This window comes from Streptomyces sp. NBC_00464, from assembly GCF_036013915.1.
In the GTDB taxonomy this organism is placed as follows: Bacteria; Actinomycetota; Actinomycetes; order Streptomycetales; family Streptomycetaceae; genus Streptomyces.
Genome location: NZ_CP107899.1, coordinates 5295170 through 5322073, shown reverse-complemented (window position 1 = coordinate 5322073; position 26904 = coordinate 5295170). Strand labels below are relative to the sequence as shown.

Sequence of the window (26904 nt, the reverse complement as noted above, 5' to 3'; positions counted from 1 at the left end):
TGACTGTGTCGCTGTGCTGTGTGTCCCGCAGTGTCCCTGCTACAAAGTGGACCAGTCCGCGGCCCGGCGTGGGGCGGTTTTCGTGAAGGTCTCTGTCCGAAGGCTGGACTTTCAGCCGTTTCAGGGGTCGGTCAGGTGTGGAGAACGACGAGATCGTCCCTGTGTACGACCTCGCGCTCGTAGGCGGGGCCGAGCTCGCGGGCCAGGTCCCGGGTGGAGCGGCCGAGGAGCTGCGGGATCTCCTTGGCGTCGAAGTTGACGAGCCCCCGGGCGACCGGCCGGCCCCGCAGATCGCGCAGTTCCACCGGGTCGCCCGCGGTGAACTCGCCCTCGACCGCGGCGATCCCGGCCGGCAGCAGCGAGCTGTGGCGCTCCACGACCGCCTGCACGGCCCCGTCGTCCAGGGTCAGCGAACCCTGTGGGGTGGAGGCGTGGGCGAGCCACAGGAGCCGGTCCGCGGAGCGGCGTCCGGTGCGGTGGAAGTAGGTGCCGGTGTCGCGGCCCGCCAGCGCGTCGGCCGCGTGGCTCGCCGAGGTCAGGACGACCGGCACACCGGCCGCGGTGGCGATCCGGGCGGCCTCGACCTTGGTGACCATGCCGCCGGTACCGACGCCCGCCTTGCCGGCGCTGCCGATGCTGACCCCGGCCAGATCGGCGGGGCCGGTGACCTCGGCGATGCGGGTGGTGCCCGGGATGCTCGGGTCGCCGTCGTAGAGGCCGTCCACGTCCGAGAGGAGGATCAGCAGGTCGGCGCGGACGAGGTGGGCGACGAGTGCGGCGAGCCGGTCGTTGTCGCCGAAGCGGATCTCGTCGGTGGCGACGGTGTCGTTCTCGTTGACGATCGGCAGCGCGCCCATGTCCAGGAGCTGGTCCAGGGTGCGGTAGGCGTTGCGGTAGTGGGCGCGGCGGCTGGTGTCGTTGCTGGTGAGCAGGACCTGGCCGACGCGGACGCCGTAGCGGGCGAAGGAGGCGGTGTAACGGGCGACGAGCAGCCCCTGGCCGACACTGGCGGCGGCCTGCTGTCTGGCCAGGTCCTTGGGCCTGCGGTGCAGGCCGAGCGGGGCGAGGCCGGCCGCGATGGCGCCGCTGGAGACGAGGACGACCTCCCGCTCGCCGCCGCTGCGCACCTTGGCGAGTACGTCGACGAGTGCGTCGACCCGGTCCGCGTCAAGGCCGCCGGATGCCGTAGTGAGGGAGGAGGAACCGACCTTGACCACGATCCTGCGGGCCTCCGTGACGCCCTGCCTGGCCCCTGACACGTGCATCCCCCATGGTTCGCCTCGCTGGACCCCGCAATCTACGCGAGCGCGGAAATCGGCGCCTTCGCGTTCCGCACCCTGGACCCTGTTTCGCCCCGGTCCGTACCGTTCCGTATCTGTTTCGCGCCGCGACTCGTTGCAGGAGACGTCGGCTCCACGGCCGAACGACCCGGCGAATTTCAGGAACAGGACGTGATCGCATGCGCCAGCTCTCCATCCCCGGGGCCTGGGTGCACGAGCCCGAGGTCATCCCCGACAGCCGGGGCAGCTTCCACGAGTGGTTCAGGGCCTCGGATCTCGGGGAGGCCGCGGGGCATCCGCTGGGGCTCGCGCAGGCCAACTTCTCCGTCTCGCGCCGGGGCACGCTGCGCGGGATCCACTTCGCCGACGTACCGCCGGGCCAGGCGAAGTACGTGAAGTGCGTGCGGGGCGCCGTGCTCGACGTGATCGTGGACGTCCGGGCCGGCTCGCCCACGTACAAGCGGTGGGAGGGTGTCCGGCTCGACGACACCGATCACCGGGCGGTGTACCTCGCCGAGGGGCTCGGCCACGCCTTCATGGCGCTGACGGACGACGCGTGCGTCGTGTATCTCTGCTCCGAGGGTTACGCCCCCGGGCGCGAGCACGGCATCGACCCGCTGGATGCGGAGCTGGGTATCGCCTGGCCGGCGGAGATCGCGCCGCTGCTGTCCGGGAAGGACGCCGGGGCGCCTTCGCTGGCCGAGGCGGAGCAGCAGGGGCTGCTTCCCTCGTACGGGGAGTGCGAGGCGTACTACGCGCGGCTGCGGGCGGCCGGTCCGCCCGCAGCCCGTCGGCCGCTCGCCCCGGCCGGACACTGATCGGGGCCTGTCCAGCGGATCAGGGCCGGACAGGTGCCAGGGGGCGTTCCGCGGCGAGCAGCGCCGGGAACGCCTCCTCCAGTGCCGTGCGCCAGTCCCGGACGGGTTCGATCCCGGCCGCGGCAAACCGCTCGTGCGCGAGCACGCTGTACGCGGGCCGGGGGGCCGGTCTCACGAAGGCCCCGCTGGTGGTCGGGCGGACCCGGGCCGGGTCCGCGCCGAGCAGCCGGAAGATCTCCCGGGTGAAACCGAACCAGGTCGTCTCGCCGCCGCTGGTGCCGTGGTAGACGCCCGCCGGGGCGGTGCCGTCGAGCGCGGCCTGTCCGAGCCGGACGAGCCGGCCGGCCAGATCGACGGTCCAGGTGGGCTGGCCGCGCTGGTCGTCCACCACGTCGAGGGTGTCCTTGACGCCCTCCAGCCTGATCATCGTGCGGACGAAGTTGGCGCCGCCCGCGCCGTAGAGCCAGGCGGTGCGCACGACGTAGCCGGTGCCGGGAAGGGTCTCCAGCACGGCGCGTTCGCCCGCCAGTTTGGTGCGGCCGTAGGCGGTGCGCGGGGCGGTGGGGTCGTCCTCGCCGTACGGCCGGGCGCTGTCCCCGGCGAACACGTAGTCGGTGGAGACGTGGAGCAGGACGGTGCCGTGCTCGCGGCAGGCCGCGGCGAGGACCGCCGGGCCGGTGCCGTTGACCCGCAGGGCGGCGGCCTCCTGGCTCTCGGCGTCGTCGACGGCGGTCCAGGCCGCGCAGTTGACGACGACCGCGGGGCGGTGGGCGGCGAACGCCTCCCGGACGCTGCCGGGGTCGGCGATGTCCAGGGCCGTACGGTCGGCGGCGACCGCGGTGACGTCCTCGTGGGCGAGGGCGGCCATGAGGTCCTGCCCGAGCATTCCGGCGGCCCCGGTGACCAGCCAGACCGGGTTCACAGGGCGGCCCTCTCCTTGAGCGGCTCCCACCAGGAGCGGTTGTCGCGGTACCACCGCACGGTCTCGGCGAGTCCGGTGCGGAAGTCCTTGCGGGGCTCGTAGCCGAGCTCCTCGCGGATCCTGGTGCAGTCGACGGAGTAGCGCCGGTCGTGTCCCTTGCGGTCCTCGACGTGGGTGACGTCCGTGTCCCAGTCCGCGCCGCAGGCCTCCAGCAGCAGTCCGGTGAGCTCCTTGTTGGAGAGCTCGGTGCCGCCGCCGATGTTGTAGACCTCGCCCGCTCGGCCCTTGGTGCGCACGAGTTCGATGCCCTGGACGTGGTCGTCGATGTGCAGCCAGTCGCGGACGTGGGCGCCGTCGCCGTACAGCGGGACCGGGTGGCCGTCCAGCAGGTTGGTGACGAAGAGCGGGATGACCTTCTCGGGGAAGTGGTGGTGCCCGTAGTTGTTGGAGCAGCGGGTGACCCGTACGTCGAGTCCGTGGGTGCGGTGGTAGGAGAGCGCGATCAGGTCGCTCGACGCCTTGGAGGCGGAGTACGGGGAGTTGGGGGCGAGGGGTTCGCTCTCGGTCCAGGAGCCTTCGTCGATCGATCCGTAGACCTCGTCGGTGGAGATGTGCACGAAGGTCGTGACACCGGCCCGGTGCGCGGCGTCGACAAGGGTGTGGGTGCCCAGGACGTTGGTACGGACGAACTCGGCGCCGCCGTCGATGGAGCGGTCCACATGTGATTCGGCGGCGAAGTGCACCACCTGGTCGTGTCCGGCCATGAGGCCGCCGACCAGCTCCGCGTCGCAGATGTCGCCCTGCACGAACGAGAATCCGGGGTGGCCGCGCACGGCGTCGAGGTTGGCCGGATTTCCCGCGTAGGTGAGCTTGTCGAGCACGGTGACGGCGACGTCCCCGGGGCCGTCCGGGCCGAGCAGCGTACGGACGTAGTGGGAGCCGATAAAGCCGGCGCCGCCGGTCACCAGGAGACGGTTCGTCATGAGGAGATCTGCACCTTGCTGTGGTCGCCGAGGACGAGTCGGTGGGCGGACGGGCTGCGGGGTGCGGGGGTCACCTCGACCTCATGGCCGATGAGGGAGGCCTCCACGCGGCGGACACCGTCGATCGAGGCGCCCCGCAGCACGATGGAGTACTCGATCTCGCTGTCCTCGATCCGGCAGTCCTGGGCGACCGAGGTGAACGGCCCGACGTAGGCGTCGCTGATGACCGAGCGGGCGCCGATGATGGCGGGGCCGACGATCCGGCTGCGGGTGACCCGGGCACCCGGCTCGATCCGGACCCGGCCGATGATCTCGCTCTCGTCATCGACGTGAGCGCCCTGGGTACATGGTTCGACGGTCTCCAGCACGGTGCGGTTGACCTCCAGCATGTCGGTGACGTTGCCGGTGTCCTTCCAGTAGCCGCGGATCGTGGTGGAGCGGACGTCGCGCTCCTGGTCGATCAGCCACTGGATGGCGTGGGTGATCTCCAGCTCGCCGCGCCAGGACGGGCGGATGGAGCGGACGGCCTCGTGGATGACCCGGGTGAAGAGGTAGACGCCGACGAGTGCCAGGTCGCTCTTGGGTTCCTTCGGCTTCTCCTCCAGGGCCACGACCCTGCCGTCCCCGTCGAGTTCGGCGACACCGAACGAGGTCGGGTCGGGCACCTGGGTCAGCAGGATCTGGGCGTCGGGCCGGTCCGCGCAGAACCCTTCGACCAGACCGGCGATCCCGCCGACGATGAAGTTGTCGCCGAGGTACATGACGAAGTCGTCGTCGCCCAGGAAGCGCTGGGCGATCAGGACCGCGTGCGCGAGTCCGAGCGGCTCGGACTGCGGGATGTAGGTGACGTCGATGCCGAACCGGGAGCCGTCGCCGACCGCCGCGCGGATCTCCTCCTCGGTGTCGCCCACGATGATGCCGACCTCGGTGATGCCGGCTTCCGCGATGGCTTCGAGTCCGTAGAACAGCACCGGTTTGTTCGCCACCGGAACCAGCTGTTTGGCCGAGGTATGAGTAATGGGACGAAGCCGGGTGCCTGCCCCGCCGGAAAGTACGAGAGCCTTCACAGTTCTGCCCCACGATGAGTCGGCGGTCCTGTCGCAGCAGCTGCGACCTACCGGGTGACCATAGTCAGATCCGGCCTCTCATCCACGCCGAAACAGCTCCGTCAACCCGCTTACCGACTCGTCCGAAGGAAAAGCGACAGGCCCCCGTAACCATTCGGCTTCGTTTCGCACGCACCGGTTCACGAAAACTGCCACACACATGAGTGACGTCGAACTCGATATCGAATTCTGCGGATTTCACGCACCCTTTCACGCACCCCCTTTCCGTGCCCCCGGCCGCCAGGTGACCAGCCGCCCGATCCCGTCATTCCCGCCGGGCCCACGGGTGGCGGAGGCGCCAGCCCTGCCAGGCGGATTCGATCATCTCGTCGATGCCGTACCGGGCCGACCAGCCCAGCTCCGCACGGATCCGTTCCGCGCCCGCGACCACGCGAGCCGGGTCACCGGCGCGGCGGGCGGTCACCTCGGGGGCGATGTCCCCGCTGTCCGTCGCCTTGAGGATGCGGTCGACCATCTCGCGTACCGAGCTGCCCTCGCCACGCCCGATGTTCAGCGTGAGATCCGTGCCGGGCTCGGCCCCTTTCAGCCTGCGTGCGGCCGCGAGGTGGGCGGAGGCGATGTCCTCCACATGGATGTAGTCGCGGACGCAGGTGCCGTCGGGCGTCGCATAGTCGTCGCCGAAGATCCGCGGCCCCTCACCGGCGTCGAGGCGTTCGAAGACCATCGGGATGAGGTTGGACACCCCGTCGTCGGCAAGCTCGGGCGCGGCCGCGCCGGCGACGTTGAAGTAGCGGAGCGAGGCGCAGCGCAGCCCGTGGGCCCTGGCGGTGGCGTGGATCAGCCATTCGCCGATGAGCTTGGTCTCCCCGTACGGGCTCATCGGCGCACAGGGGGTGTCCTCGGTGACGAGCTCGACGTCGGGCATGCCGTAGACGGCGGCCGACGAGGAGAACACCAGGCGGTCGACTCCGGCCGCGACCATGCTCTCCAGCAGCACCTCCAGGCCGGTCACGTTCTCCCGGTAGTAGTGGAGGGGGCGCTGGACGGACTCGCCGACCTGCTTCTTCCCCGCGACATGCACCACGCCCGCCACGGCATGGTCACGGATCGCCGCGTCCAGGGCCTGCCGGTCCAGCACGCTGCCGGTGATCAGGGGCACCCCGTCGGGCACGTTCCCGGCGTTTCCCGTCGACAGGTCGTCGTACACGACCACCTGCAGACCTCCGGCAAGCATCGCCCGTACGACGTGCGCACCGATGTATCCGGCCCCACCCGTAACCATCCAAGTCATTCTGTGCGTCTCTCCCTCTGCACGTGGCTCTACCTAAAGGTTCACTCTACGTGTACGTAAATCGAATCGGACAAAAAAATAGGATCAGTATTATCGTTCGATATGAAGCCGAGGCGAACACGAGGCCACGGCAGTCGGATGTCAATCAATTACGCTGTTCAGGTGTTCAGGTGCTCCCCCCATGATTCCGCAATGCGAATCGCGCCTTCGCACGGACCCCGCAAACGGATCTCTGGACTGGTGAAGGATGCCTCGACTGACACTCATCGTGCCTGCGTACAACGTGCAGGGGTATGTTCGGGAGTGCCTCGACTCGGTACTGCGACAGGACTTCACCGACTTCGAAGTCATCGCTGTGGACGACTGCTCGCCGGACGGCTCCGGCGCCATCCTCGACGAGTACGCGGCGCGTGACACGCGGGTCCGGGTCCTCCACCTCAGCGAGAACGTGGGGCTGGGACACGCCCGTAATGCCGGAATCGAGCAGGCGGCCGGCGACTACCTGATCTTCCTCGACAGCGACGACACGCTGACGCCCGGCTCGCTCGGTGCCATCGCCGAGCGCCTCGACGCGACGGACGACCCCGAGATCCTGATCTACGACTACATGCGCAGCTACTGGGACGGCCGACTGCTGCCCAACCGGCGAGCCGACCTCCTCGGCCGCGGCGAGCCCGCCGTCTTCCCCCTTTCGGAGCGGCCCGAGCTGCTCGACCTGCTGCAGATCGTCTGGAACAAGGCCTACCGCCGCGATTTCGTCGAGACACACGGGTTCCGGTTCCCGGCCGGGTACTACGAGGACGCCCCCTGGACCTACACCACCCTGGTCGCGGCGGAACGCATCGCGTTGCTCGACCGCACCTGCGTGCTCTACCGCCAGCGACGCGAGGGCGGAAACATCCTTCGCACGGTCAGCCGCAAGCATTTCGACGTATTCGCCCAGTACGACCGCGTATTCGCCTATCTGGACGAACATCCGGAACACGATTCCTGGCGCCCCGCACTTTTCGGAAAAATGGTCGACCACTATCTCACCGTGCTGGAAAAGCCGGGCCGCCTCCCCAAGAATGCGCGGTCCGACTTCTTCCACCGGGCGGCCGCCGACTACAACCGACGGCTGCCGGAAGGATTCGAGCGTCCGGGCGGTGGCCGCGGTTGCAAGTACGCGCTGCTCGGAAAGGATGCCTATCTGGCCCTGACGGCTGTCACCCGGGCGAACCGGGTGCGCAACCGGGCACGGGCGCGCACCGGCGAGGGCGTCAACCGGGCCAAGCGGACCGCGATGCAGATGTTCTACCGGTCCCAGCTGCGGCTGCCGGTCGAGGAGAACCTCGCGGTCTTCTCCGCCTACTGGAGCCGGGGCTACGCGTGCAGCCCCGCGGCCATCGATGCCGAACTGGCCCGGCTGGCCCCGCACATCCGCCGGGTCTGGTTGGTACGCGCGGAGCACGTGAGCCGGGTGCCCAAGGGCGTCGAGGTGGCCGTCGTCGGCTCCCGCGAGTACTGGACGGTGCTGGCCCGCGGGAAGTACTTCGTCAACAACGTGAACTTCGCGGACGCGCTGGTCAAGCGCGAGGGCCAGATCCATCTGCAGACCCACCACGGCACCCCGCTGAAGACGATGGGGCTCGACCAGGCCGACTACCCGGCCTCCACGAGCATGAAGATGGCGGACCTGTTGCGGCGGTGCGACCGCTGGGACTACAGCCTTTCGTCCAACAACTTCTCCACCTCGGTGTGGGAGCGGGTCTATCCGTGCTCCTACACCTCGCTGGAGACCGGCTATCCGCGCAACGACGTACTGGTCAACGCCGGAGCCGAGGAGGTCGCGCGCGCCCGTCGCGAACTCGGCGCGGCGAACGGCTCCAAGATCTTTCTCTATATGCCGACCCACCGTGAATACCAGAAGGAATTCACCCCGCGGATCGACCTCGAAGCGCTGGCCGAAGAGCTCGGCCCCGACGTCACACTGCTGGTCCGGGGCCACTACTTCTACCGGGCCACCGGCCGCCTCGCCGAGCTCCAGGCCAGCGGCCGGGTGATCGACGTCTCCGCCCACCAGAACGTGGAGCAGCTCTACCTCGCGGCCGACGCCCTGATCACCGACTACTCCTCGGCGATGTTCGACTACGCCAACCTGGACCGGCCGATCGTGATCTTCGCCGACGACTGGGACACGTACAAGGTCGTCCGCGGCAGCTACTTCGACCTGCCGGCCGAGCCCCCCGGCGCCGTCGCCACCACTCAGGCGCAGCTCACCGAGATCCTTCGGTCCGGCGAGTGGCAGAGCCCGGCGTCCGCCGCGCTGCGCAGCGCGTTCCGGGAGCGCTTCTGCGACTTCGACGACGGCCGGGCCTCGGAGCGTGTCGTCCGCAGAGTCTTCCTGGGCGAGGAGAACCTCCTTCCCGTCGTACCGCTCGCCGACCGCGTGCCGGCACCCACACCGGCCCAGGCGCTCGAGCTGTTCGAGCGGGTCTGACCCGAAAGGAAACCGCAGCCATGGCCCCTCGTCTCAGCGTCATCGTGCCGATCTACAGCGTGGAGCAGTATCTGCCCGCCTGTCTGGACTCACTGGCCGCGCAGACCCTCAAGGACCTCGAAGTCATCATGGTGAACGACGGGTCCCCCGACAATTCGGCCGCCATCGCTGCCGCGTACGAGGCCCGCGACCCGCGGTTCCGGCTGGTCAACAAGGAGAACGCCGGCCTCGGTGCCGCACGGAACACGGGGCTCGGACTGCTCGGGCCCGAGAGCGAGTTCGTCGCGTTCGTCGACAGCGACGACATGATTCCGCCGGACGCCTACCGCCTCATGCTGGCAAGCCTGGACGAGAGCGGTTCGGACTTCATCACGGGCAACGTGCTGCACATCAACAGGACCAAGGTGTGGCAGTCACCGATGCACCGCATCCTCGCCGGCGGCGCCGTCCAGCGGACCCATGTGTCCGTGAACAGGAAGCTCCTCAACGACAAGATCGCCTGTAACAAGGTCTTCCGGCGCTCGTTCTGGGAGAAGCACAGGCTGGCCTTCCCCGAAGGGGTGCTCTACGAGGACGTCCCGGTCATCGTGCCCGCCCAGTTCCTGGCCGAGGCCGTCGACATCATCAGCACTCCCACGTACTACTGGCGGCTGCGCGAGGGCGAGGGCACCCCGTCCATCACCCAGCGCAGGACCGAGCCGAAGGCCGTACGCGACCGTTCGGCCGCGGTGGAGTCGGTGAGCCGCTTCTTCGGCAGGCAGCCCGGGGAAGAGGCCGCGACGCTGAAGCGCGAGTACGACCGCACCGTCCTCAAGGGCGATCTGCGGATCTTCCTCAATGTGCTTCCCGACGGGGACGAAGAGTTCCGTGCCGAGTTCCTGCGGGTCATCAACCAGTTCCTGAACCAGGTGGATCCGCAGGTGGTCATGGAGCTGACCGCCACCCAGCGGGTCAAATGGCTGCTGGTACGCAAGCACGCCATGACCGAGCTGGTCGAGCTGATCAACTCCGAGCGGCGCGGCGACCCGATCGAGATCGAGGGGCGGGTTCGGAAGTACGCAAGCTTCTCCGCCCTGGACCACAGTGCCGGCCTGATACCGAAACGGGCTCGACGGATCGACCCCGACCTCACGCCCCGTGCTCCGCTCCAGAAGGTCAGCTGGGAGAACGGCAAGCTGCGGCTGTCCGGCCACGCGTGGATCGACCGGATCGACCAGTCGACGAAGCACAGCGCCGTCAAGGTCCTGGCGCTCAAGAAGCACGGCTCGCGACGGCGTACGGTGCTGCCCCTGCACAACGTCTACAGCCCGGAGTGCACCGCACTGTCCTCCCGGAAGGAGAACAACTACGACTGGGCGGGCTGGGAGCTGCTGTTCGACCCCGCAAAGCTCTGCAAGGGCGGCCAGTGGGTGGAGGGCACCTGGCACGTCGGCCTGGGCATCGCCTCCGCGGGACTGGTCCGCAAGCGTGCCGTGCACGCGAGCGGAGCGGGTGCGGCCAACCACGCGCCGTACCAGTGGCTGGACGAGAACTTCCGGCTGCTCCCCAACACCTCCACGGGCGCCCTGAAGCTGCGTGTCGAGCGGGTACGCGCCCTGATCACCGATCACCGCGCCGTGGACGAGAGCGTGGAGATCGAGGGCGAGATCCGCGTCCCGCTGACGGCGGGCGAGTCGGTGAGCCTGGAAGTCTCCAACCGTAAGAGCGGGGAGGTCATCTCCTACCCCACCGTCCTGGAGCCCGGTCCGGACGGCCGCGCCTCCTTCCGGGTCCTGGTGCCGCTCAAGGACGTCGCGCTGCTGCCCGAGCACCAGGACATGGCCGACGGGACAACGGCCACGGAGGGCGCCAATCCGGCCCTGGCCTCCCGGCGCAACTGGAGCACCGAGCTCGTCGCCACCGCCCCCGACGGAACGGAGCGCCGCTTCGGCACCGTGGTCCGCGACGGACTCGCCGACCGCCAGATCCGGCTCCCCGCCACCCTCGCCCAGGCCGCCGAGCGGAACGAGCTCGCGCTGATCGCGGGAAACAACGGCTATCTGAAGTTCTCCGGACGCCCGGTCCAGGCCAGGATGACCGCGGTGCGGATGACCGAGGGCGAGTACACCGTCCGCGGTTCCACGCCGGCCGATCTGAGCGATCCTTCCTTCCTCATCAAGGCCCGTGACTTCTTCGACGAGAAGACCGTGCCGCTCGAGGTGCTCCCGGACGGTACGTTCGTCGCCAGGTTCACGCCCTCGGCCATGGCAGGCCCCAACGGCCCCCGGCCGCTGAAGAGCGGCCGGTGGAACTTCTACCTTCGGCCGGGGGACGGCAGCCCCGACGTCCCGTTCGTCATCGACCGGCTCGCAGTGCCGGACTTTCCGGTATCGGGCGAACACGCAGGCCGGGAGTACCACTTCGAATCCCGCTGGCACGACTTCCCCCAGCTGCAGTGCCCCTCCGATCTGACCATCCTCGAACGCGGCCGCTACCGGCAGGACAGGCTGCACCGCGAGGTGTACGAGGCCGGCCGCGAGAAGCCGCTGCGCGACGCCGTGCTGTACATCAGCTACAACGGCAAGCAGTACTCCGACAGCCCTCGCGCCATCCACGAGGAGCTGCTCCGGCGCAACGCGGATGTCCAGCACCTGTGGCTGGTCAGGGACGGACAGGTGGACCTGCCGCCGACAGCCGAGAAGGTGCGCTTCTGGGGAACCGAGTGGTACGACGCGCTGGCCCGCTGCCGGTACATCGTGACCAACGCGCATCTCCCGCACTGGATCGAGCGCCGCCCGGGCCAGGTCATCGTCCAGACCTGGCACGGCACCATGCTGAAGAAGATCGGCCTGGACATCGACGCGCCGAAGTTCAATCCGCAGTACCACGCCCAGCTCCAGCAGGAGTCCCTCAACTGGAACATGCTGGTGTCCTCCAACCGGTTCAGCACCCCGATCCTCAAGCGGGCCATGGGGTACGCCGGCGAGATCGTCGAGACCGGCTATCCGCGCAACGACTACCTCTACGCACCCGACCTCCAGGCACGGGCCAAGGAGATCAAGGCGCGCATCGGGCTGCCGGACGGCAAGAAGATCGTGCTCTACGCCCCCACCTGGCGCGACGACCTGGCGCATCGGCAGGGGCAGTTCAAGTTCGATCTGCGACTGGACATCGAACAGGCGCGGGAGCATCTCGGTGACGATCACATCCTGCTGATCCGCCGCCATTCCAACGTGGTGGACAGCATCCCCGGGGCAGGGAACGGATTCGTCTTCGACGTGTCCGAGTACCCCGACATCGCCGATCTCTACCTCGTCGCCGACGTCATGATCACGGACTACTCGTCCGTGATGTTCGACTACGCGCATCTCAGGCGGCCGATGCTCTTCTTCACCTACGACCTGGAGCACTACCGGGACCAACTGCGCGGCTTCTACTTCGACTTCGAGAACGACGCGCCCGGCCCGCTGATCAGCACGTCCGAGGAGCTGATCGGCGCGATCCGCAACATCGACGAGGTGGCGGCCGCCCACGAGGAGCGCTACGAGCGGTTCCACCGGCTCTTCTGCGACCTGGACGACGGCCACGCCTCGGGCCGGGTGGTGGACCGCATGCTGGAGAAGGCGAAGGAACTCACCGACGAACGCGAGTAACGAGTCCACGAAAAAGCCGGGCACGGCCGGAGGATCCGGCCGTGCCCGGCTTTCGACAAGCCCCGATCCCTACGCGAAGGGGTCGAACTCCTGGTACTCCTTGCTGACGTCGTCGCGCTCGTCCTCGCGGTCGCGACGGCGCTGAGCGGCCGGACGCGGCTCCTCCAGACGGTGGTCCTCACCACGGCGGCCGAGCATCTCCGCACCGGCGGTCACCGTCGGCTCCCAGTCGAAGACCACGGCGTTGTCCTCGGCACCGATGGCCACGCCGTCGCCCGCCCGGGCACCGGCCTTGCGCAGCGCGTCCTCGACACCGAGCCGGTTCAGCCGGTCGGCCAGGTAGCCCACGGCCTCGTCGTTGTTGAAGTCGGTCTGACGCACCCAGCGCTCCGGCTTCTCGCCGCGCACCCGGTAGATGCCGTCGTCCTCCAGCACCACGGTGAACCCGGCGTCGTCGACCGCCTTGGGGCGGATGACGATACGGGTCGCCTCCTCCACCGGCTTGGCGGCACGCGCCTCGGCGATGACACCGGCCAGCGCGAAGGAGAGCTCCTTGAGGCCGGTACGGGCGACCGCCGACACCTCGAAGACGCGGTAGCCGCGGGCCTCCAGGTCCGGGCGGATCATCTCCGCGAGGTCCTGGCCGTCCGGGATGTCGATCTTGTTGAGGACGACGATGCGGGGCCGGTCCTCCAGACCCCCGTAAAGCTTCAGCTCCTCCTCGATCATGTCGAGGTCGGAGAGCGGGTCACGGTCGGACTCCAGCGTCGCCGTGTCCAGCACGTGCACGAGCACCGAGCAGCGCTCGACGTGCCGCAGGAACTCCAGGCCGAGGCCCTTGCCCTGGCTGGCGCCCGGGATCAGGCCCGGGACGTCGGCGATGGTGTAGACGGTGCTGCCCGCGGTGACCACGCCCAGGTTCGGGACGAGGGTCGTGAACGGGTAGTCGGCGATCTTCGGCTTGGCAGCCGACAGGACCGAGATCAGCGAGGACTTGCCGGCGCTCGGGTAACCCACCAGAGCCACGTCGGCGACGGTCTTGAGCTCCAGGACGATGTCCCGGCTCTCACCGGGCTCGCCGAGGAGCGCGAAGCCGGGGGCCTTGCGCCGGGCGGAGGCCAGTGCGCCGTTGCCGAGGCCGCCGCGGCCGCCCTGGCCGGCGACGAACATGGTGCCCTGGCCGACCAGGTCGGCGAGCACATTGCCGTCCGTGTCGAGCACGACGGTGCCGTCCGGCACGGGCAGGATCAGGTCCTGGCCCTCCTTGCCGGTGCGGTTGTCACCGGCACCGGGCTGGCCGTTGGTGGCCTTGCGGTGAGGGTGGTGGTGATAGTCGAGGAGCGTGGTGACGGCCTGATCGACGATCAGGGTCACATCACCGCCACGGCCGCCGTTGCCGCCGTCCGGGCCGCCGAGCGGCTTGAACTTCTCACGGTGAACGGAGGCGCAGCCGTGGCCCCCGTTACCCGCGGCGGCATGCAGCTCGACGCGGTCCACGAAGGTGGTCATGGTTGGAACCTCCAGTTACATACGTGCAGAAATATCTCGCTCGTGCTCCCGCTCGGAGCACCACGCGAAAGCTCGCGCTCCTGTAGGAGCAACACGCGAAAGGCGGACCCACTTCCCGTAACAGGAAGTGAGGTCCGCCTCCACGTCATACCGCTCGACGAGCGCCGAAAATCAGCCGGCGATCGGAACGATGTTCACGACCTTGCGGCCACGGTGCGTGCCGAACTCGACCGCACCGGCGGCGAGGGCGAACAGCGTGTCGTCGCCGCCACGGCCGACGCCCGTGCCCGGGTGGAAGTGGGTGCCGCGCTGGCGGACCAGGATCTCACCGGCGTTGACGGCCTGACCGCCGAAGCGCTTCACGCCGAGCCGCTGAGCATTGGAATCGCGCCCGTTCCGGGTGGACGATGCGCCCTTCTTGTGTGCCATGTGTTCTCAGTCCCTTACTTCGCAGCCGCGGGGATACCGGTGACCTTGATCGCCGTGTACTGCTGGCGGTGACCCTGGCGACGGCGGTAGCCGGTCTTGTTCTTGTAGCGAAGGATGTCGATCTTCGCGCCCTTGTGGTGGTCCACAATCTCGGCCTGGACCTTGATGCCGTCCAGCACCCACGGGTCGCTGGTCACAGCGTCGCCGTCGACAACGAGCAGGGTAGAGAGCTCTACCGTGTCGCCAACATTGGCGGTGGGAATCTTGTCAACCTCAACGATGTCGCCGACAGCAACCTTGTGCTGGCGACCACCGCTGCGCACGATGGCGTACACGCGGATCTCACTCTCACTCGAAGCGAAAACCTCTGAAGCCAGCTGCTCACACGGGTCCGGGGACCCGTGATGATCCGGATTGGACGAGCGGCCTCTCCCGAACGAGCGGGAGGTGAGTGCTCAGAGGTGTGGCGAAACAAACGCCGACGGTCAAGATTACGGGGACCGGTACAGCCCGGTCAAACCGGGCCCCGTTCCCGGCCCCGGCTTCAGGAACCGGCGGCTCTGACGTAGTCGGCGTAGGCGTCCCGGATCCCGTCCGGGGACAGGTCCAGATGCTCCAGGATCGTGTAGCGGCCCGGCCGGGTCCGGGGTGCGAAACCGACCACCGAGACGAACTCGTCCGCGCTGAACCCGATCTCCTCCGCGGTGACCGGCAGACCGTGGCGCCGCAGCGTCTCGGCCATCCGTACGGACTCCTGGTGCGCTCCGCGCAGGTGCATCGCGAACGCCGCACCCAGACCGCACTGCTCACCGTGGCTCGCCGCACGCTTGGGAAAGAGCAGGTCGAAGGCGTGGTTGATCTCGTGGCAGGCGCCGGAGGCGGGACGGCTGTCCCCCGACACGGACATCGAGATGCCGGTCAGCACCAGCCCCTCGGCCAGCACCTGGAGGAAGCCGTCGTCCCCGACAGCCCCGGGGTGGCGCAGCACGGCCTCACCGGCCTGCCGGGCCATCGCGGCGGCCAGTCCGTCCATGTCCTCGCCGTTGACCCGGTGGGCGAGCTCCCAGTCCGCCACCGCGGAGATGTTCGAGAGCGCGTCACCGATCCCGGACCGCACGAAACGGACCGGTGCCTCACGGATGATGTCGAGGTCGATGACGACGGCGATCGGGTTCGGGACACCGTACGAGCCGCGCCCCGCGTCGTTGTCCAGCGTGGCCACCGGTGAGCACAGACCGTCGTGGGACAGGTTCGTCGCCACGGCGACCAGCGGCAGCCCGACGCGCGCCGCGGCGAACTTCGCACAGTCGATGATCTTGCCGCCACCGAGGCCGACGACGGCGTCGTACCGGCCGGACTTCATGGCCTCCGCGAGCTTGACGGCGTCGTCCAGCGTTCCGCCGCCCACCTCGAACCAGGACGCACCCGGCAGGCTGTCCGAGAGCCGCTCCCGCAGCGCCCGGCCGGAACCCCCGCTGATCGCGATCGCCAGCTTCCCCGAGCCGGAGATCCGCTGATCCGCGAGGACGGCCGCCAGATCGGCCAGCGCGCCGGCCCGGATGTCGACGACGACCGGTGCGGGGATCAGCCGGGTCAGTACTGGCACGCGATCTTCCTGCCCTTGGCCAGGTCCTCGTGGTTGTCGATCTCGACCCACTTGATGTCGCCGATCGGCTCCACGTCGACCTTGAAGCCGCGGTTGACGAGCTCCTGGTAGCCGTCCTCGTAGTAGAGGTCCGGGTCGCGCAGATACGTCGTCCTCAGCGCGTCGGCCAGCTCCTCGGCCGCATCGCCCTCGATGAGGGTGACGCCGATGTACTCGCCGGTGGCCTCGGCCGGGTCCATCAGCTTCGTGATCCGCCGAACACCCCGCTCGGGGTCGACGACGACCTTCATCTCCTCGTCGGCGAGCTGCTTCACCGTGTCGAGGGCGAGGATGATCTTCTTGCCCTCGCCGCGTGCGGCGAGCAGCGTCTTCTCGACGGAGACGGGGTGCACGGTGTCGCCGTTGGCGAGGATCACGCCGTCCTTGAGGGCGTCACGGCCGCACCAGAGGGAGTAGGCGTTGTTCCACTCCTCGGCCTTGTCGTTGTCGATCAGCGTGAGCGTGACGCCGTACTTCGCCTCAAGGGCTGCCTTGCGCTCGTACAGGGCTTCCTTGCGGTAGCCCACGATGATCGCCACATCGGTCAGACCGACCTCGGCGAAGTTGCCCAGGGTCAGGTCGACGACGGTCAGGCTCTCCTCGTCCCCCTCGGGGCCCACCGGCACCAGGGCCTTGGGCAGCGTGTCGGTGTAGGGGCGCAGGCGTCGGCCTGCGCCGGCCGCCAGAATCATGCCGATCATGAGGGTTCTCCTGGGTCCATGGTGCGGATGGCCCGGGGCGCCGCGCGGAGGCGGGCGCGACCGGTGCCGGAACGCAGCAGGCCGGCCCCGTGGAGGGACCGGCCTGACTGCGTCAACGCGCGGTGCGAAGAGGTCAGACCTCGTCGGTCGAAGCCGTGACGGCGGACGACGACTGCTCAGCCGCCACCGTCTTCTTCGCCGCCGCCTTCTTGGCCGTCGTCTTCTTCGCGACGGTCTTCTTGGCCGCCGTCTTCTTCACGGCCGCCTTCTTGGCCGTGACCTTCTTCGCGGTCTTGCGGGCCGCCTTCTTGGCCGGTGCCGGCTCGGCCTCCGCCTCGGTGGCGGACTCCGGCTCGGCGGCCGGCTCGGCGCCCGTCACCACGACGACCGCGGCGTCCTCGGCACCTGCGGGGGAACCCGCGGGCGCGGTGGCCTTACGGGTCGCCCGGCGCCGGGCACGCGGCGGTGCGGCCGGCTCCTCGGCAGGGGCCTCGGCGGGCGGCGCCTCGACGACCGGGTCCTCCGCGGCAACCGGGTCGGCGTCGGACACCGGCTCCTCGGCGACGGGGACCACGACCGGCTCTGCGGCCGGAGCGGGCGAACCCGCCGGGGCGGTCGCCTTACGGGTCGCCCGACGGCGCGTACGGCCCTGCGGCGCCTCGGCCGGAACCTCGGCAACCGGGGTCTCGGCCACCGGCTCCGGGGCCACGACCGGCTCCGGCTCCACCACGGGCTCCGGTGCCACGACCGGCTCGGCCACCGGGGCCGGGGCGGACGCGGCCCGCGGGGCGCCGGCCGGGGCCGTCGCCTTACGGGTCGCCCGGCGACGGCCACGGCCGCGCCCTGCTGCCGCCTCGGCCTCGGCCGGGCTGCTGTACAGCTCCTCGTCCGGGACGAACTCCGGCTCGGGAAGCGCCAGCGGAGCGGCCACCTCCGCAGCCACCTCGGCCTCGGTCTCGACGTCGGTGTCCGTCTCGGAGACGTGCTCGTGGTCGTGGTCGTGGTCGTGCTCCTGGCCCGAACCGCCACGGCGCTTCTTGGAACGCTTGCCGTTGCCGCCGCCGCCACCCACCGAGGTGGGCTGCTCCATGTGCACGATCACGCCGCGCCCGTTGCAGTGGACACAGGTCTCGGAGAAGGACTCCAGCAGACCCTGGCCGACCCGCTTGCGGGTCATCTGGACCAGGCCCAGCGAGGTGACCTCGGCGACCTGGTGCTTCGTACGGTCGCGTCCCAGGCACTCCAGCAGACGCCGCAGCACCAGGTCCCGGTTGGACTCCAGCACCATGTCGATGAAGTCGACGACGACGATGCCACCGAGGTCGCGCAGCCGCAGCTGACGCACGATCTCCTCGGCCGCCTCCAGGTTGTTCTTGGTGACGGTCTCCTCGAGGTTGCCGCCCTGCCCGGTGAACTTGCCGGTGTTGACGTCGACGACGACCATCGCCTCGGTCTTGTCGATCACCAGCGAGCCGCCGCTCGGCAGGTAGACCTTGCGGTCCAGCGCCTTCATGAGCTGCTCGTCGATCCGGTACGTCGCGAAGATGTCGACCTCGGAGGTCCACCGCGACAGCCGGTCCGTCAGGTCGGGCGCCACGTGCGAGACGTAGCCGTAGATGGTGTCCCACGCCTCGTCACCGCTGACGATGACCTTGGAGAAGTCCTCGTTGAAGATGTCGCGGACGACCCGGACGGTCATGTCCGGCTCGCCGTAGAGCAGCGTCGGCGCGTTGGAGCTGCCGCTGCTCTTCGACTTCTTCTGGATGTCCTCCCACTGCTGCTGCAGCCGCTCGACGTCGCGGCGCAGCTCGTCCTCGCTCGCGCCCTCCGCGGCGGTACGGACGATGACGCCCGCGTCCTCGGGGACGATCTTCTTGAGGATGGTCTTGAGCCGGGCGCGCTCGGTGTCGGGCAGCTTGCGGCTGATCCCGGTCATCGAGCCCTCGGGCACGTAGACCAGGTAGCGGCCGGGCAGCGAGACCTGGCTGGTCAGGCGGGCGCCCTTGTGGCCGATCGGGTCCTTCGTCACCTGGACGAGAACGGACTGGCCGGACTTGAGCGCGGTCTCGATACGGCGCGGCCCGTGGGCCATGCCGAGCGCCTCGAAGTTGACCTCACCGGCGTACAGGACGGCGTTGCGGCCCTTGCCGATGTCGACGAAGGCGGCCTCCATGGACGGCAGGACGTTCTGGACCTTGCCCAGGTAGACGTTGCCGACGTAGCTGGTGGCCTGCTCCTTGTTGACGTAGTGCTCGACGAGCACGTTGTCCTCAAGGACGCCGATCTGGGTGCGCTCGCCGTTCTGGCGGACGACCATGACCCGCTCGACGGCCTCGCGACGGGCGAGGAACTCCGCCTCGGTGATGATCGGAACCCGCCGGCGGCCCTGCTCGCGACCCTCGCGGCGGCGCTGCTTCTTCGCCTCCATACGGGTCGAGCCCTTGATGGACTGGACCTCGTCGAAGCCGGTGCCGGGCTCGCGCTCTTCCTTCTTGCGCGGCTCCCGGACCTTGACGACCGTGCGCTCCGGGTCGTCCGTGCCGTTCTCGGCGTCGGACGCGGAGTCACCGCTGCGACGGCGGCGCCGGCGCCGGCGCCGGCTGCTGCTCGATCCGGAGGCACCGGAGTCGTTGTCGTCCTGCTCGTCGTCGCCCTCGTCCTCGGACTCCTGGGCACGCGTCTGCTCGTCGTCGGAACGCTCGGCGGCGTCGTCCGCGTGCTGCTCGGCGGCGTCGTCCTCGGCGGACTCACCACGACGGCGGCGACGGCCACCACGACGGCGACGGCGCGACGGGCGGTCGCCGTACTCGTCGGTCTCCTCCCCGTCCTGCTCGGCGTCGCTCTCGTTCGAAGGCTCGTGCTCGTGCTCGTCCTCGGTCTGCTCCTGGGCCGGAGCGGCGGCCGGGGCGGGCGCGGCGGCGGGCTCGGCCTCGGCAGCCTCACCGCGGCGGCGGCGACGGCGGCGCGAGCCGCCCTGCGGCGCGGCCTCGGCGGGGGCCTCCGGCTCGGCGGGGGCGGTGGCCTGCTCCTCCACCGTCACGATCTCGTCCTCGGGCTCCTCGTCGTGCGCGACGGGGGGCTGGGCGGCGGCTGCGGCCGCCGCGGTCTCCGGGGTCTGGAACATCGGCTCGGCGAAGACCGGCGCCTGGAACACGGCGACGGCGGGGCGCGTCGCCCGGCGGCTCTTGCGCGCGGGCTCCTCGACCTTGCCGGTGAACTCGGGCCGGCCGGCGGCGGCGGTGGCCCGGCGGCGCTGACGGCCGCGCGGGGCGGCCTCCTCGACCTCGGCGGTCTCGGCGGCCAGCTCCTCCACGGCTGCCTCGGGCAGGCTCTCGCCCGTCTGGATCTCGGTGCGCTCCTCGGCGGCCTCCGTGACCTGCGGGGCACCCGCGGGAGAGGTCGCCTTGCGGGACGCGCGACGACGGCCGCGCGGGGCCTCGACCGGCTCTGCGGCCTCTTCCTCGACCGGCGCGGCAGCGGCGACAACCGGCTCGGCGGCGTCTTCGGTCCGGGCGGCCTGCGGCGCACCGGCGGGGGCGGAGGCCCGGCGCCGGGTACGGCCACGCGGCGCCTCTGCGACGACGGGCTCGGCCACGGCGGCCTCGGCCGCGACGGCCTCCTCGACGATCTCGGCCACCTCGGCGGCCTGCGGCGCACCGGCGGGGGCGGTCGCCTTGCGGACGGCGCGACGACGCGCACGCGGCGCCGGCGTCTCGACCGGTTCCACGACCTCTTCCTCGACCGGTGCGGCAGCGGCGACAACCGGCTCCACGACCTCGGCGGCCTGCGGCGCACCCGCCGGGGCGGTCGCCTTGCGGGACGCGCGACGGCGCGCACGCGGCGCCTCGACCGGCTCCACGGCTTCCTCCTCGGCCGGAGCCGCGACCGCGACAACCGGCTCCACGACCTCTACGGCCTCGGCGGCCTGCGGCGCACCGGCAGGGGCGGTCGCCTTACGGACGGCCCGGCGGCGCGCACGAACGGGCGGCGCGGCCTCGGCCTCGGTGGTGTTCTCGGTGCTGGCTTCCGACACTCCGGCGTCAACGGCCGGTATGGCCGACGCCTCGGCTCCGGCCTGTGCGCCCGCCGTCGGCGGGCCCGCCGGGCGGGATGCCGCGCGGCGCCTACGGCGCGGCGGCAGCTTGTCCCCGGGGGTGTTGTTGTCTTCTGCGTTCCCGGTCGTGCCGGGTTCGGTGGGCTGAGGCATGCGGGCGGTTCTCCCGTCGGGCTCCCGGGCGCCGCGCCTGATTCCGGTCCGGCACGGTCCGCATGGTGTACGCGGTACCGCCGTCCGGGGCGCGGGCGCCGCACGGGAACTGAATGTCTGGCTCGCCGGTTCCGTACACGTTGTGCGCACGGCCTGGCGAAAGTCTTATGGGTCAGCGCGCGGCCCGGCCCAGGTGGCTCCCGAGTCCGAGGGCTGCGCTACAACGACCGCCTTACGCGGAACCTGCACCCTCGGGCGCTGTCGCGGCGGTGGTCCCGGCGGCCGTGGATGGAGCGGCCGGGGCTGCCTCGCGGTCAGGCGCGAGCGGGTCGGTCACCGTGCCGGACTCCTCGTCGAAGAGCCCCTGCGCCAGCCTGGTCACCGCTGCGGGGACCGGCGGCGCCAGGTCGGCCACAACGCGGAGACCGGACAGGACGTCGTCAGGCCGAACGGCAGGTGTCACGTGCCGAACAACCAGCCGCAGTATCGCACAGGCCTTGTCCCCGGGCCTATCAGGCTGATGATCAAGAGCCTGCAGGTCGACGACCGCGGAGCGGGCGTCGAAGCTCCGGACGCCGTTCTTCGTACGGCGCTCGACCTCGACGCTCTCCGCCGCGTTGAACGCGGCGACGGCCTTCTCGGCGTCCTCCACGGCGACCCCGTTCAGCCGCATCTCCCAGATGGAGGCGGTGAGCCGGTCGGCGAGGCCCGAGGTGCGGGCCTCGACGGCGTCGGTGATGTCGAGACCGTCCGGCAGCGAGTCGTTGAGGAGCTCGCGCAGCGTGCCCGGATCACGGGCCTCGGTGAGGGCGATCTCCAGGAACTCGGCCTCGCTGCCCGTGCCGGTGGGTGCGGCGTTGGCGTACGACACCTTGGGGTGCGGGGTGAAGCCCGCCGAGTAGGCCATGGGCACCTCGGAGCGGCGCAGCGCCCGCTCGAAGGCACGCTGGAAGTCTCGGTGACTGGTGAACCGGAGGCGGCCGCGCTTGGTGTAGCGCAGTCGGATGCGCTGCACTGCCGGTGCGGGCGGCGGGCCTTCGGGCTGTCGCTTGCCCAGTGGTTCTTCTCCTCGGTGCGGAGCGGACGCGGTGGAACGCCGCCCTCGAAATACGGGTGGCCCCGGGGTGTCCGGTCCGGCTCACCCCTGCTGAACGGTTTTCTCTTTCCGCAGGGAGATCTCTGGTTCGGGCGCCGCACTGGGCACAGTCGTTGTACTACCCAGAGTACGCGCAGACAGGCTTCCCGGTTCCCGGGGCTCGGGTTCGCGCCCCCCGCCGACCAGCGCCCGCCACGCGTCGCGCCCGGTCTGCCGGACGGTCTCGCGGGCCGTGCGCAGTGTCTGCCGGGCCGTCCGGCCCACCGCGAGGGCGGCGCGCCCGGCGGGGGCGAGCACGGCGTCGCGCAGGAAGTGCCCGACCGGGGTGCACACCGTGCGGTAGGCCCAGGCCACCGGCGCCCCGACCAGATGCCACGCCAGCCAGGCCAGCGCCCGGCCCACGGCCCGCGAGATGAATCCGGCGACCCGCCAGGCCACGCCGAACGCGGCGGCGATCTCCCGCCCGACGGGGGCCAGGATCCGCCGGTACACCCAGACCACCGGGCTGACGAGAAGCACCGTGACCAGCCACCTGACGGCGGCCCACAGCCCCCGGCAGCCGGCCTCGACACCACGGACCAGCAGATCGAGGAGCCAGGCGATGCAGTGGCCCAGCGGGGTGAGCAGTTCCCGGTACGTCCACACCAGCGGCAGCACGATCAGGTGTTCCGCCAGCCAGGCGACGGCCGGCCCGAGTGGCTTGAGGACGTAGCGCCACAGGAGGACCACCGGCATGACGAACACGGCGGTGAGCAGCCACTTCACGGCGGTGGCGATGCCGCGTCCGGCCGGAAGCAGCAGCGCCTGCCAGATCCACCGCAACCCGTGCCCGACCGGGGTGAGCACCTGCTCGTACAGCCGGACGAGCGGCACCACGATCCCGTACCGCACCACGGGCACCACCCCATACCGCCACAGCGCGACCCACGGCCACACGAACACCGCCACGGCCAGCCACCGCAGCCCGTGTCCCAGCGGGGTCAGTACCCGGGCGTACAGCCAACGGGCCGGGATCGCGACCAGGACCTCGAAGAGCCACACCAGCGCCCGTCCCAGCGGACGCAGCAGAATCCGGTCGGCAGCGCGAGCGCCCGCGACCAGGGCGTCCCAGACCATCCGCACCGGCAGGACGAGGACGAGGACGACGATCCTCACCGGAATCCTGACGAGCGTGGTGAGGCAGCCGTCGCCGCTCTCGTACCGCGCGGGTGCCTGGTGCTTTCCGTATTCCATGCACCTCAGGACGCGAAGGCCCGGCCGGGGGTTTCCCCCGACCGGGCCTTCGTCACCGAGATGTCACCCGGCAGGAGCCGGGCGGTGTCATGTCAGCGGATCTACTTCACGACCGTCAGCGGCAGGAGCTTCTTTCCTGTCGGGCCGATCTGGATACTGGTGTCCATTTGGGGACAAACTCCACAGTCGAAGCACGGCGTCCAGCGGCAGTCCTCGACCTCGGTCTCGTCGAGCGAGTCCTGCCAGTCCTCCCAGAGCCAGTCCTTGTCGAGACCGGAGTCCAGGTGGTCCCAGGGCAGGACCTCCTCGTAGGTCCGCTCGCGAGTCGTGTACCAGTCGACGTCCACACCGAAGTCGGGCAGCGTCTTCTCGGCGCTCTTCATCCACAGGTCGTAGCTGAAGTACTCGCGCCAGCCGTCGAAGCGGCCGCCGGCCTCGTAGACGGCCCGGATGACGGAGCCGACGCGGCGGTCACCGCGGGAGAGCAGGCCCTCGACGATGCCGGGCTTGCCGTCGTGGTAGCGGAAGCCGATCGAACGGCCGTACTTCTTGTCGCCGCGGATCTTGTCGCGGAGCTTGGTCAGCCGGGCGTCGGTCTCCTCGGCGCTGAGCTGCGGGGCCCACTGGAACGGGGTGTGCGGCTTGGGCACGAAACCGCCGATGGAGACGGTGCAGCGGATGTCGTTCTGTCCGGAGACCTCGCGGCCCTTGGCGATGACCTTGACCGCCATGTCGCCGATCTGGAGGACGTCCTCGTCGGTCTCGGTGGGCAGGCCGCACATGAAGTACAGCTTCACCTGACGCCAGCCGTTGCCGTACGCGGTGGAGACCGTACGGATCAGGTCCTCCTCCGAGACCATCTTGTTGATGACCTTGCGCATGCGCTCGGAGCCGCCCTCGGGGGCGAAGGTGAGACCGGAGCGGCGGCCGTTGCGGGTCAGCTCGTTGGCCAGGTCCACGTTGAACGCGTCGACGCGGGTGGAGGGCAGCGAGAGGCCGATCTTGTCCTCGGTGTAGCGGTCTGCGAGGCCCTTGGCGATCTCACCGATCTCGGTGTGGTCCGCGGAGGAGAGCGAGAGCAGACCCACCTCCTCGAAGCCTGTCGCCTTGAGCCCCTTCTCCACCATGTCGCCGATGCCGGTGATGCTTCGCTCCCGAACGGGGCGCGTGATCATGCCGGCCTGGCAGAAACGGCAGCCGCGGGTGCAGCCGCGGAAGATCTCCACGGACATCCGCTCGTGCACCGTCTCGGCGAGCGGGACCAGGGGCTGCTTGGGGTAGGGCCACTCGTCGAGGTCCATGACGGTGTGCTTGGACACGCGCCACGGCACGCCCGACTTGTTCGGCACCATGCGGCCGATGCGGCCGTCCGGGAGGTATTCGACGTCGTAGAAGCCGGGGACGTAGACGCCACCCGTCTTCGCGAGGCGGAACAGCACCTCCTCGCGGCCGCCGGGGCGGCCTTCGGCCTTCCAGGCGCGGACGATCTCGGTGATCTCCAGGACCGCCTGTTCGCCGTCGCCGATGACCGCGCAGTCGATGAACTCCGCGATCGGCTCGGGGTTGAACGCGGCATGGCCGCCGGCGAGCACGATCGGGTCGTCGAGGCCGCGGTCCTTGGCGGAGAGCGGGATGCCGGCCAGGTCCAGGGCGGTGAGCATGTTGGTGTAGCCGAGCTCGGTGGAGAAGCTCAGCCCGAAGACGTCGAACGCCTTGACCGGGCGGTGACCGTCCACGGTGAACTGCGGCACCTTGTGCTCGCGCATCAGCGCTTCGAGGTCCGGCCAGACGCTGTAGGTGCGCTCGGCGAGGACGCCCTGACGCTCGTTGAGTACCTCGTAAAGGATCATGACGCCCTGGTTGGGCAGTCCGACCTCGTACGCATCGGGGTACATGAGGGCCCAGCGGACGTCGCATTCGTCCCACGGTTTGACGGTGGAGTTCAGCTCACCGCCGACGTACTGGATGGGCTTCTGCACATGCGGGAGCAGAGCTTCGAGCTGTGGGAAGACCGAATCGACAGACATCGCGAACTTTCGAGAGCTGGCAGGGGTGACCATCCAGCGTACCGCGCTGCTCAGCCTCCGGACGCCGCCCGGATTTCCGCACGGGAAGCGCGCGCCCACACCCCGGGCAGTTCCCGCTCGCGTGCCGCGGCCGTCGCCTCCTCCTGCCCGTACAGCAGTCCCCAGGTGAACGAGGACTCCCCCGCCGCATGGGCCTGGACGGCGAGGGCGCGCAGGGCCTCACGGGCGACCACGCTGTCCTGGTGGTCGCCGAGGACGCCCTGGACGGCCTTGAGCCGCTTGACGGCTCTGCGGGCCGGTCTGCCGAGGGCGGGGCGGGCCGCCTCCGCCGCGTAGCGTGCGCGTTTCGCCGCCTTGCGGGCGTCGTGCAGGGCGGCGTCGCGGTCCGGGCCCGGCGGGTGTTCCAGGGCGTGGGCGAGCCGGGTGGCGAGGCGTTTGTGGTCCTTGTGCGCGGCGCGGGCGAGCGCCTTGCCGGGCGGGTCGGCGGAGGCGGGCAGCAGGGGCGGGTCGGCGAGGAGCGCGTCCAGGGTGTGCAGGAGCGTGAGGTAGCGGGCGCCGTCGAGTACCGCGACGGTACGGCGGCGGGAGCCGCTGCGGCGGGCCGTGGACCAGATCCGCAGCCGGGCGCGGACCGGGCCGAGGACCAGGGTGCGGGGCAGGCCGTCGAGCCGGGTGCGCAGGCGGGCGTCGAGGACCTCCTGGTCGCGGTCGACGCCGAGTTCCGCCGCGAGCCATTTCAGCTCCTCGCCGACGGGGTCGGTGACCGTCCGGTCGAGGACCTTGCGGTAGGTGCGGAGCGCGCTGCGGAGCCTGCGGGTGGCGACCCGCATCCGGTGCACGGAGTCGGGCAGGCCCCGGCGCACGGCCGGGTCGAGGGCGACGATCGCGGTGATCTGGTGGCGTACGTAGGCGAGGACGTGGTCGCCCGCGGTGTGCGGGGGCGCGGCGTGTTCCCGTTGCCGTTTCCTCTTCGGGGAGGTCTCGGCCAGGGCGCGGGACAGTTTGGAGGGGGCTGCGGAGGGCCGTATCCCGGCCTTGCGCAGTCGCCGTTCGACGACGTCGAGGAGGGCGGGGTCGCCGTCGTCGGCGAGTTCGACCTCGATCTCGGTCCAGGCGGTGCTGCGGCTGCCTCCGTGGAGGCGTTCGGCCCGGACCGCGTCGACGCTGAGTTCGGCGAGCGGTTCGCCGTCCGGGCCGTTGAGCAGGTGGACGTCACGGGCGGAGCGGAGCCGGACGACGGGGACGAGGGCGGTGTCGCGGACCCGGGAGCGGACGAGGCCGGCCAGGTCCGGGGGCAGGGTGTCGGAGAGCGGGGCCCTGATCTCGTCGCGGATGCCGGAGGCGACCGGGAATTTGAGGTGCCAGCCGGCATCGGCGCCCCCGGTGCGGCGGCGCAGGGTGAGGCTGTCGGCGGCGAGCCGGAGGTCCTCGGTGTCGTAGTAGACGGCGTCGAGTTCGCTGACACCGTGGTGCTCGACGGCCGCGACCCCGGCCACCCGGCTCAGGTCGGGCAGCCGGGTGGCGTCGGTGGCTTCGTACTTCCGCTCGATCTCGCGCTTCGAGTCCGCCATGAATCGAATCTAGA

Annotated in this window: 18 protein-coding genes; 3 read left to right on the top strand and 15 right to left on the bottom strand. The window is 70.2% G+C overall.

Annotated features, from left to right (window positions below):
• Positions 1–131 precede the first annotated feature (131 nt).
• The gene (gene proB / locus OG912_RS23880) at positions 132–1217 is read right to left on the bottom strand and encodes a glutamate 5-kinase (protein WP_327713522.1); all 1086 of its coding nucleotides are present in this window, start codon (positions 1215–1217) and stop codon (positions 132–134) included.
• A 242-nt stretch (positions 1218–1459) separates the two neighbouring features.
• Between proB and OG912_RS23875 the strand changes: the two genes are divergently transcribed.
• Positions 1460–2098 carry a dTDP-4-dehydrorhamnose 3,5-epimerase family protein gene (locus tag OG912_RS23875; RefSeq protein WP_327711181.1) on the top strand — a complete coding sequence of 213 codons (639 nt, stop codon included), beginning with the start codon at positions 1460–1462 and terminating at the stop codon, positions 2096–2098.
• Positions 2099–2117: 19 nt separating this feature from the next.
• Here the strand turns inward: OG912_RS23875 and rfbD are convergent, their stop codons facing one another.
• The 4 genes from rfbD to galE all read right to left on the bottom strand — a co-directional run bounded on the left by rfbD (position 2118) and on the right by galE (position 6361).
• Positions 2118–3020 carry a dTDP-4-dehydrorhamnose reductase gene (gene rfbD / locus OG912_RS23870; RefSeq protein WP_327711180.1) on the bottom strand — a complete coding sequence of 301 codons (903 nt, stop codon included), beginning with the start codon at positions 3018–3020 and terminating at the stop codon, positions 2118–2120.
• On the bottom strand, positions 3017–4003 hold the full coding sequence (gene rfbB / locus OG912_RS23865; RefSeq protein ID WP_327711179.1) for a dTDP-glucose 4,6-dehydratase: 987 nt from the start codon (positions 4001–4003) through the stop codon (positions 3017–3019). The genes rfbD and rfbB overlap by 4 nt, the downstream gene beginning before the upstream one ends.
• Positions 4000–5070, bottom strand: a complete 1071-nt coding sequence (locus OG912_RS23860; RefSeq protein WP_327711178.1) for a glucose-1-phosphate thymidylyltransferase — start codon at positions 5068–5070, stop codon at positions 4000–4002. The genes rfbB and OG912_RS23860 overlap by 4 nt, the downstream gene beginning before the upstream one ends.
• A 304-nt stretch (positions 5071–5374) precedes the next feature.
• Positions 5375–6361, bottom strand: coding sequence for a UDP-glucose 4-epimerase GalE (galE, locus tag OG912_RS23855; protein ID WP_327711177.1), 987 nt, complete (start codon positions 6359–6361; stop codon positions 5375–5377).
• Between the two features lie 247 nt (positions 6362–6608).
• Here galE and OG912_RS23850 point away from each other — a divergent pair, with 247 nt between their 5' ends.
• Entirely contained in the window at positions 6609–8840 is a 2232-nt protein-coding gene (locus OG912_RS23850; protein ID WP_327711176.1) for a bifunctional glycosyltransferase/CDP-glycerol:glycerophosphate glycerophosphotransferase, read from the top strand.
• Positions 8841–8860: 20 nt separating this feature from the next.
• Positions 8861–12472 (top strand): bifunctional glycosyltransferase/CDP-glycerol:glycerophosphate glycerophosphotransferase, encoded by a 3612-nt coding sequence (locus OG912_RS23845; protein WP_327711175.1) that lies wholly within the window; start codon positions 8861–8863, stop codon positions 12470–12472.
• A 69-nt stretch (positions 12473–12541) separates the two neighbouring features.
• Here the strand turns inward: OG912_RS23845 and obgE are convergent, their stop codons facing one another.
• The 10 genes from obgE to OG912_RS23795 form a co-directional block, all read right to left on the bottom strand.
• Positions 12542–13981 carry a GTPase ObgE gene (obgE, locus tag OG912_RS23840; protein ID WP_327711174.1) on the bottom strand — a complete coding sequence of 480 codons (1440 nt, stop codon included), beginning with the start codon at positions 13979–13981 and terminating at the stop codon, positions 12542–12544.
• Between the two features lie 171 nt (positions 13982–14152).
• Positions 14153–14410 (bottom strand): 50S ribosomal protein L27, encoded by a 258-nt coding sequence (rpmA, locus tag OG912_RS23835; RefSeq protein ID WP_018103204.1) that lies wholly within the window; start codon positions 14408–14410, stop codon positions 14153–14155.
• Positions 14411–14424: 14 nt separating this feature from the next.
• On the bottom strand, positions 14425–14745 hold the full coding sequence (rplU, locus tag OG912_RS23830; RefSeq protein WP_145763481.1) for a 50S ribosomal protein L21: 321 nt from the start codon (positions 14743–14745) through the stop codon (positions 14425–14427).
• Between the two features lie 209 nt (positions 14746–14954).
• On the bottom strand, positions 14955–16016 hold the full coding sequence (locus tag OG912_RS23825) for an iron-containing alcohol dehydrogenase family protein (RefSeq protein ID WP_327711173.1): 1062 nt from the start codon (positions 16014–16016) through the stop codon (positions 14955–14957).
• Positions 16004–16756: a phosphocholine cytidylyltransferase family protein gene (locus tag OG912_RS23820; RefSeq protein WP_327711172.1), complete on the bottom strand. Its 753-nt coding sequence runs from the start codon at positions 16754–16756 to the stop codon at positions 16004–16006. Before OG912_RS23820 ends, OG912_RS23825 begins: the two co-directional genes overlap by 13 nt.
• Positions 16757–16889: 133 nt before the next feature.
• Entirely contained in the window at positions 16890–20963 is a 4074-nt protein-coding gene (locus OG912_RS23815) for an Rne/Rng family ribonuclease (RefSeq protein WP_327711171.1), read from the bottom strand.
• Between the two features lie 232 nt (positions 20964–21195).
• On the bottom strand, positions 21196–21978 hold the full coding sequence (locus tag OG912_RS23810) for a TIGR03936 family radical SAM-associated protein (protein ID WP_327711170.1): 783 nt from the start codon (positions 21976–21978) through the stop codon (positions 21196–21198).
• Between the two features lie 123 nt (positions 21979–22101).
• Positions 22102–23292 (bottom strand): hypothetical protein, encoded by a 1191-nt coding sequence (locus tag OG912_RS23805; RefSeq protein WP_327711169.1) that lies wholly within the window; start codon positions 23290–23292, stop codon positions 22102–22104.
• Positions 23293–23393: 101 nt separating this feature from the next.
• Positions 23394–25319, bottom strand: coding sequence for a TIGR03960 family B12-binding radical SAM protein (locus OG912_RS23800; RefSeq protein ID WP_326736169.1), 1926 nt, complete (start codon positions 25317–25319; stop codon positions 23394–23396).
• A 50-nt stretch (positions 25320–25369) separates the two neighbouring features.
• Positions 25370–26890, bottom strand: a complete 1521-nt coding sequence (locus OG912_RS23795) for a CYTH and CHAD domain-containing protein (RefSeq protein ID WP_327711168.1) — start codon at positions 26888–26890, stop codon at positions 25370–25372.
• Positions 26891–26904: the final 14 nt, after the last annotated feature.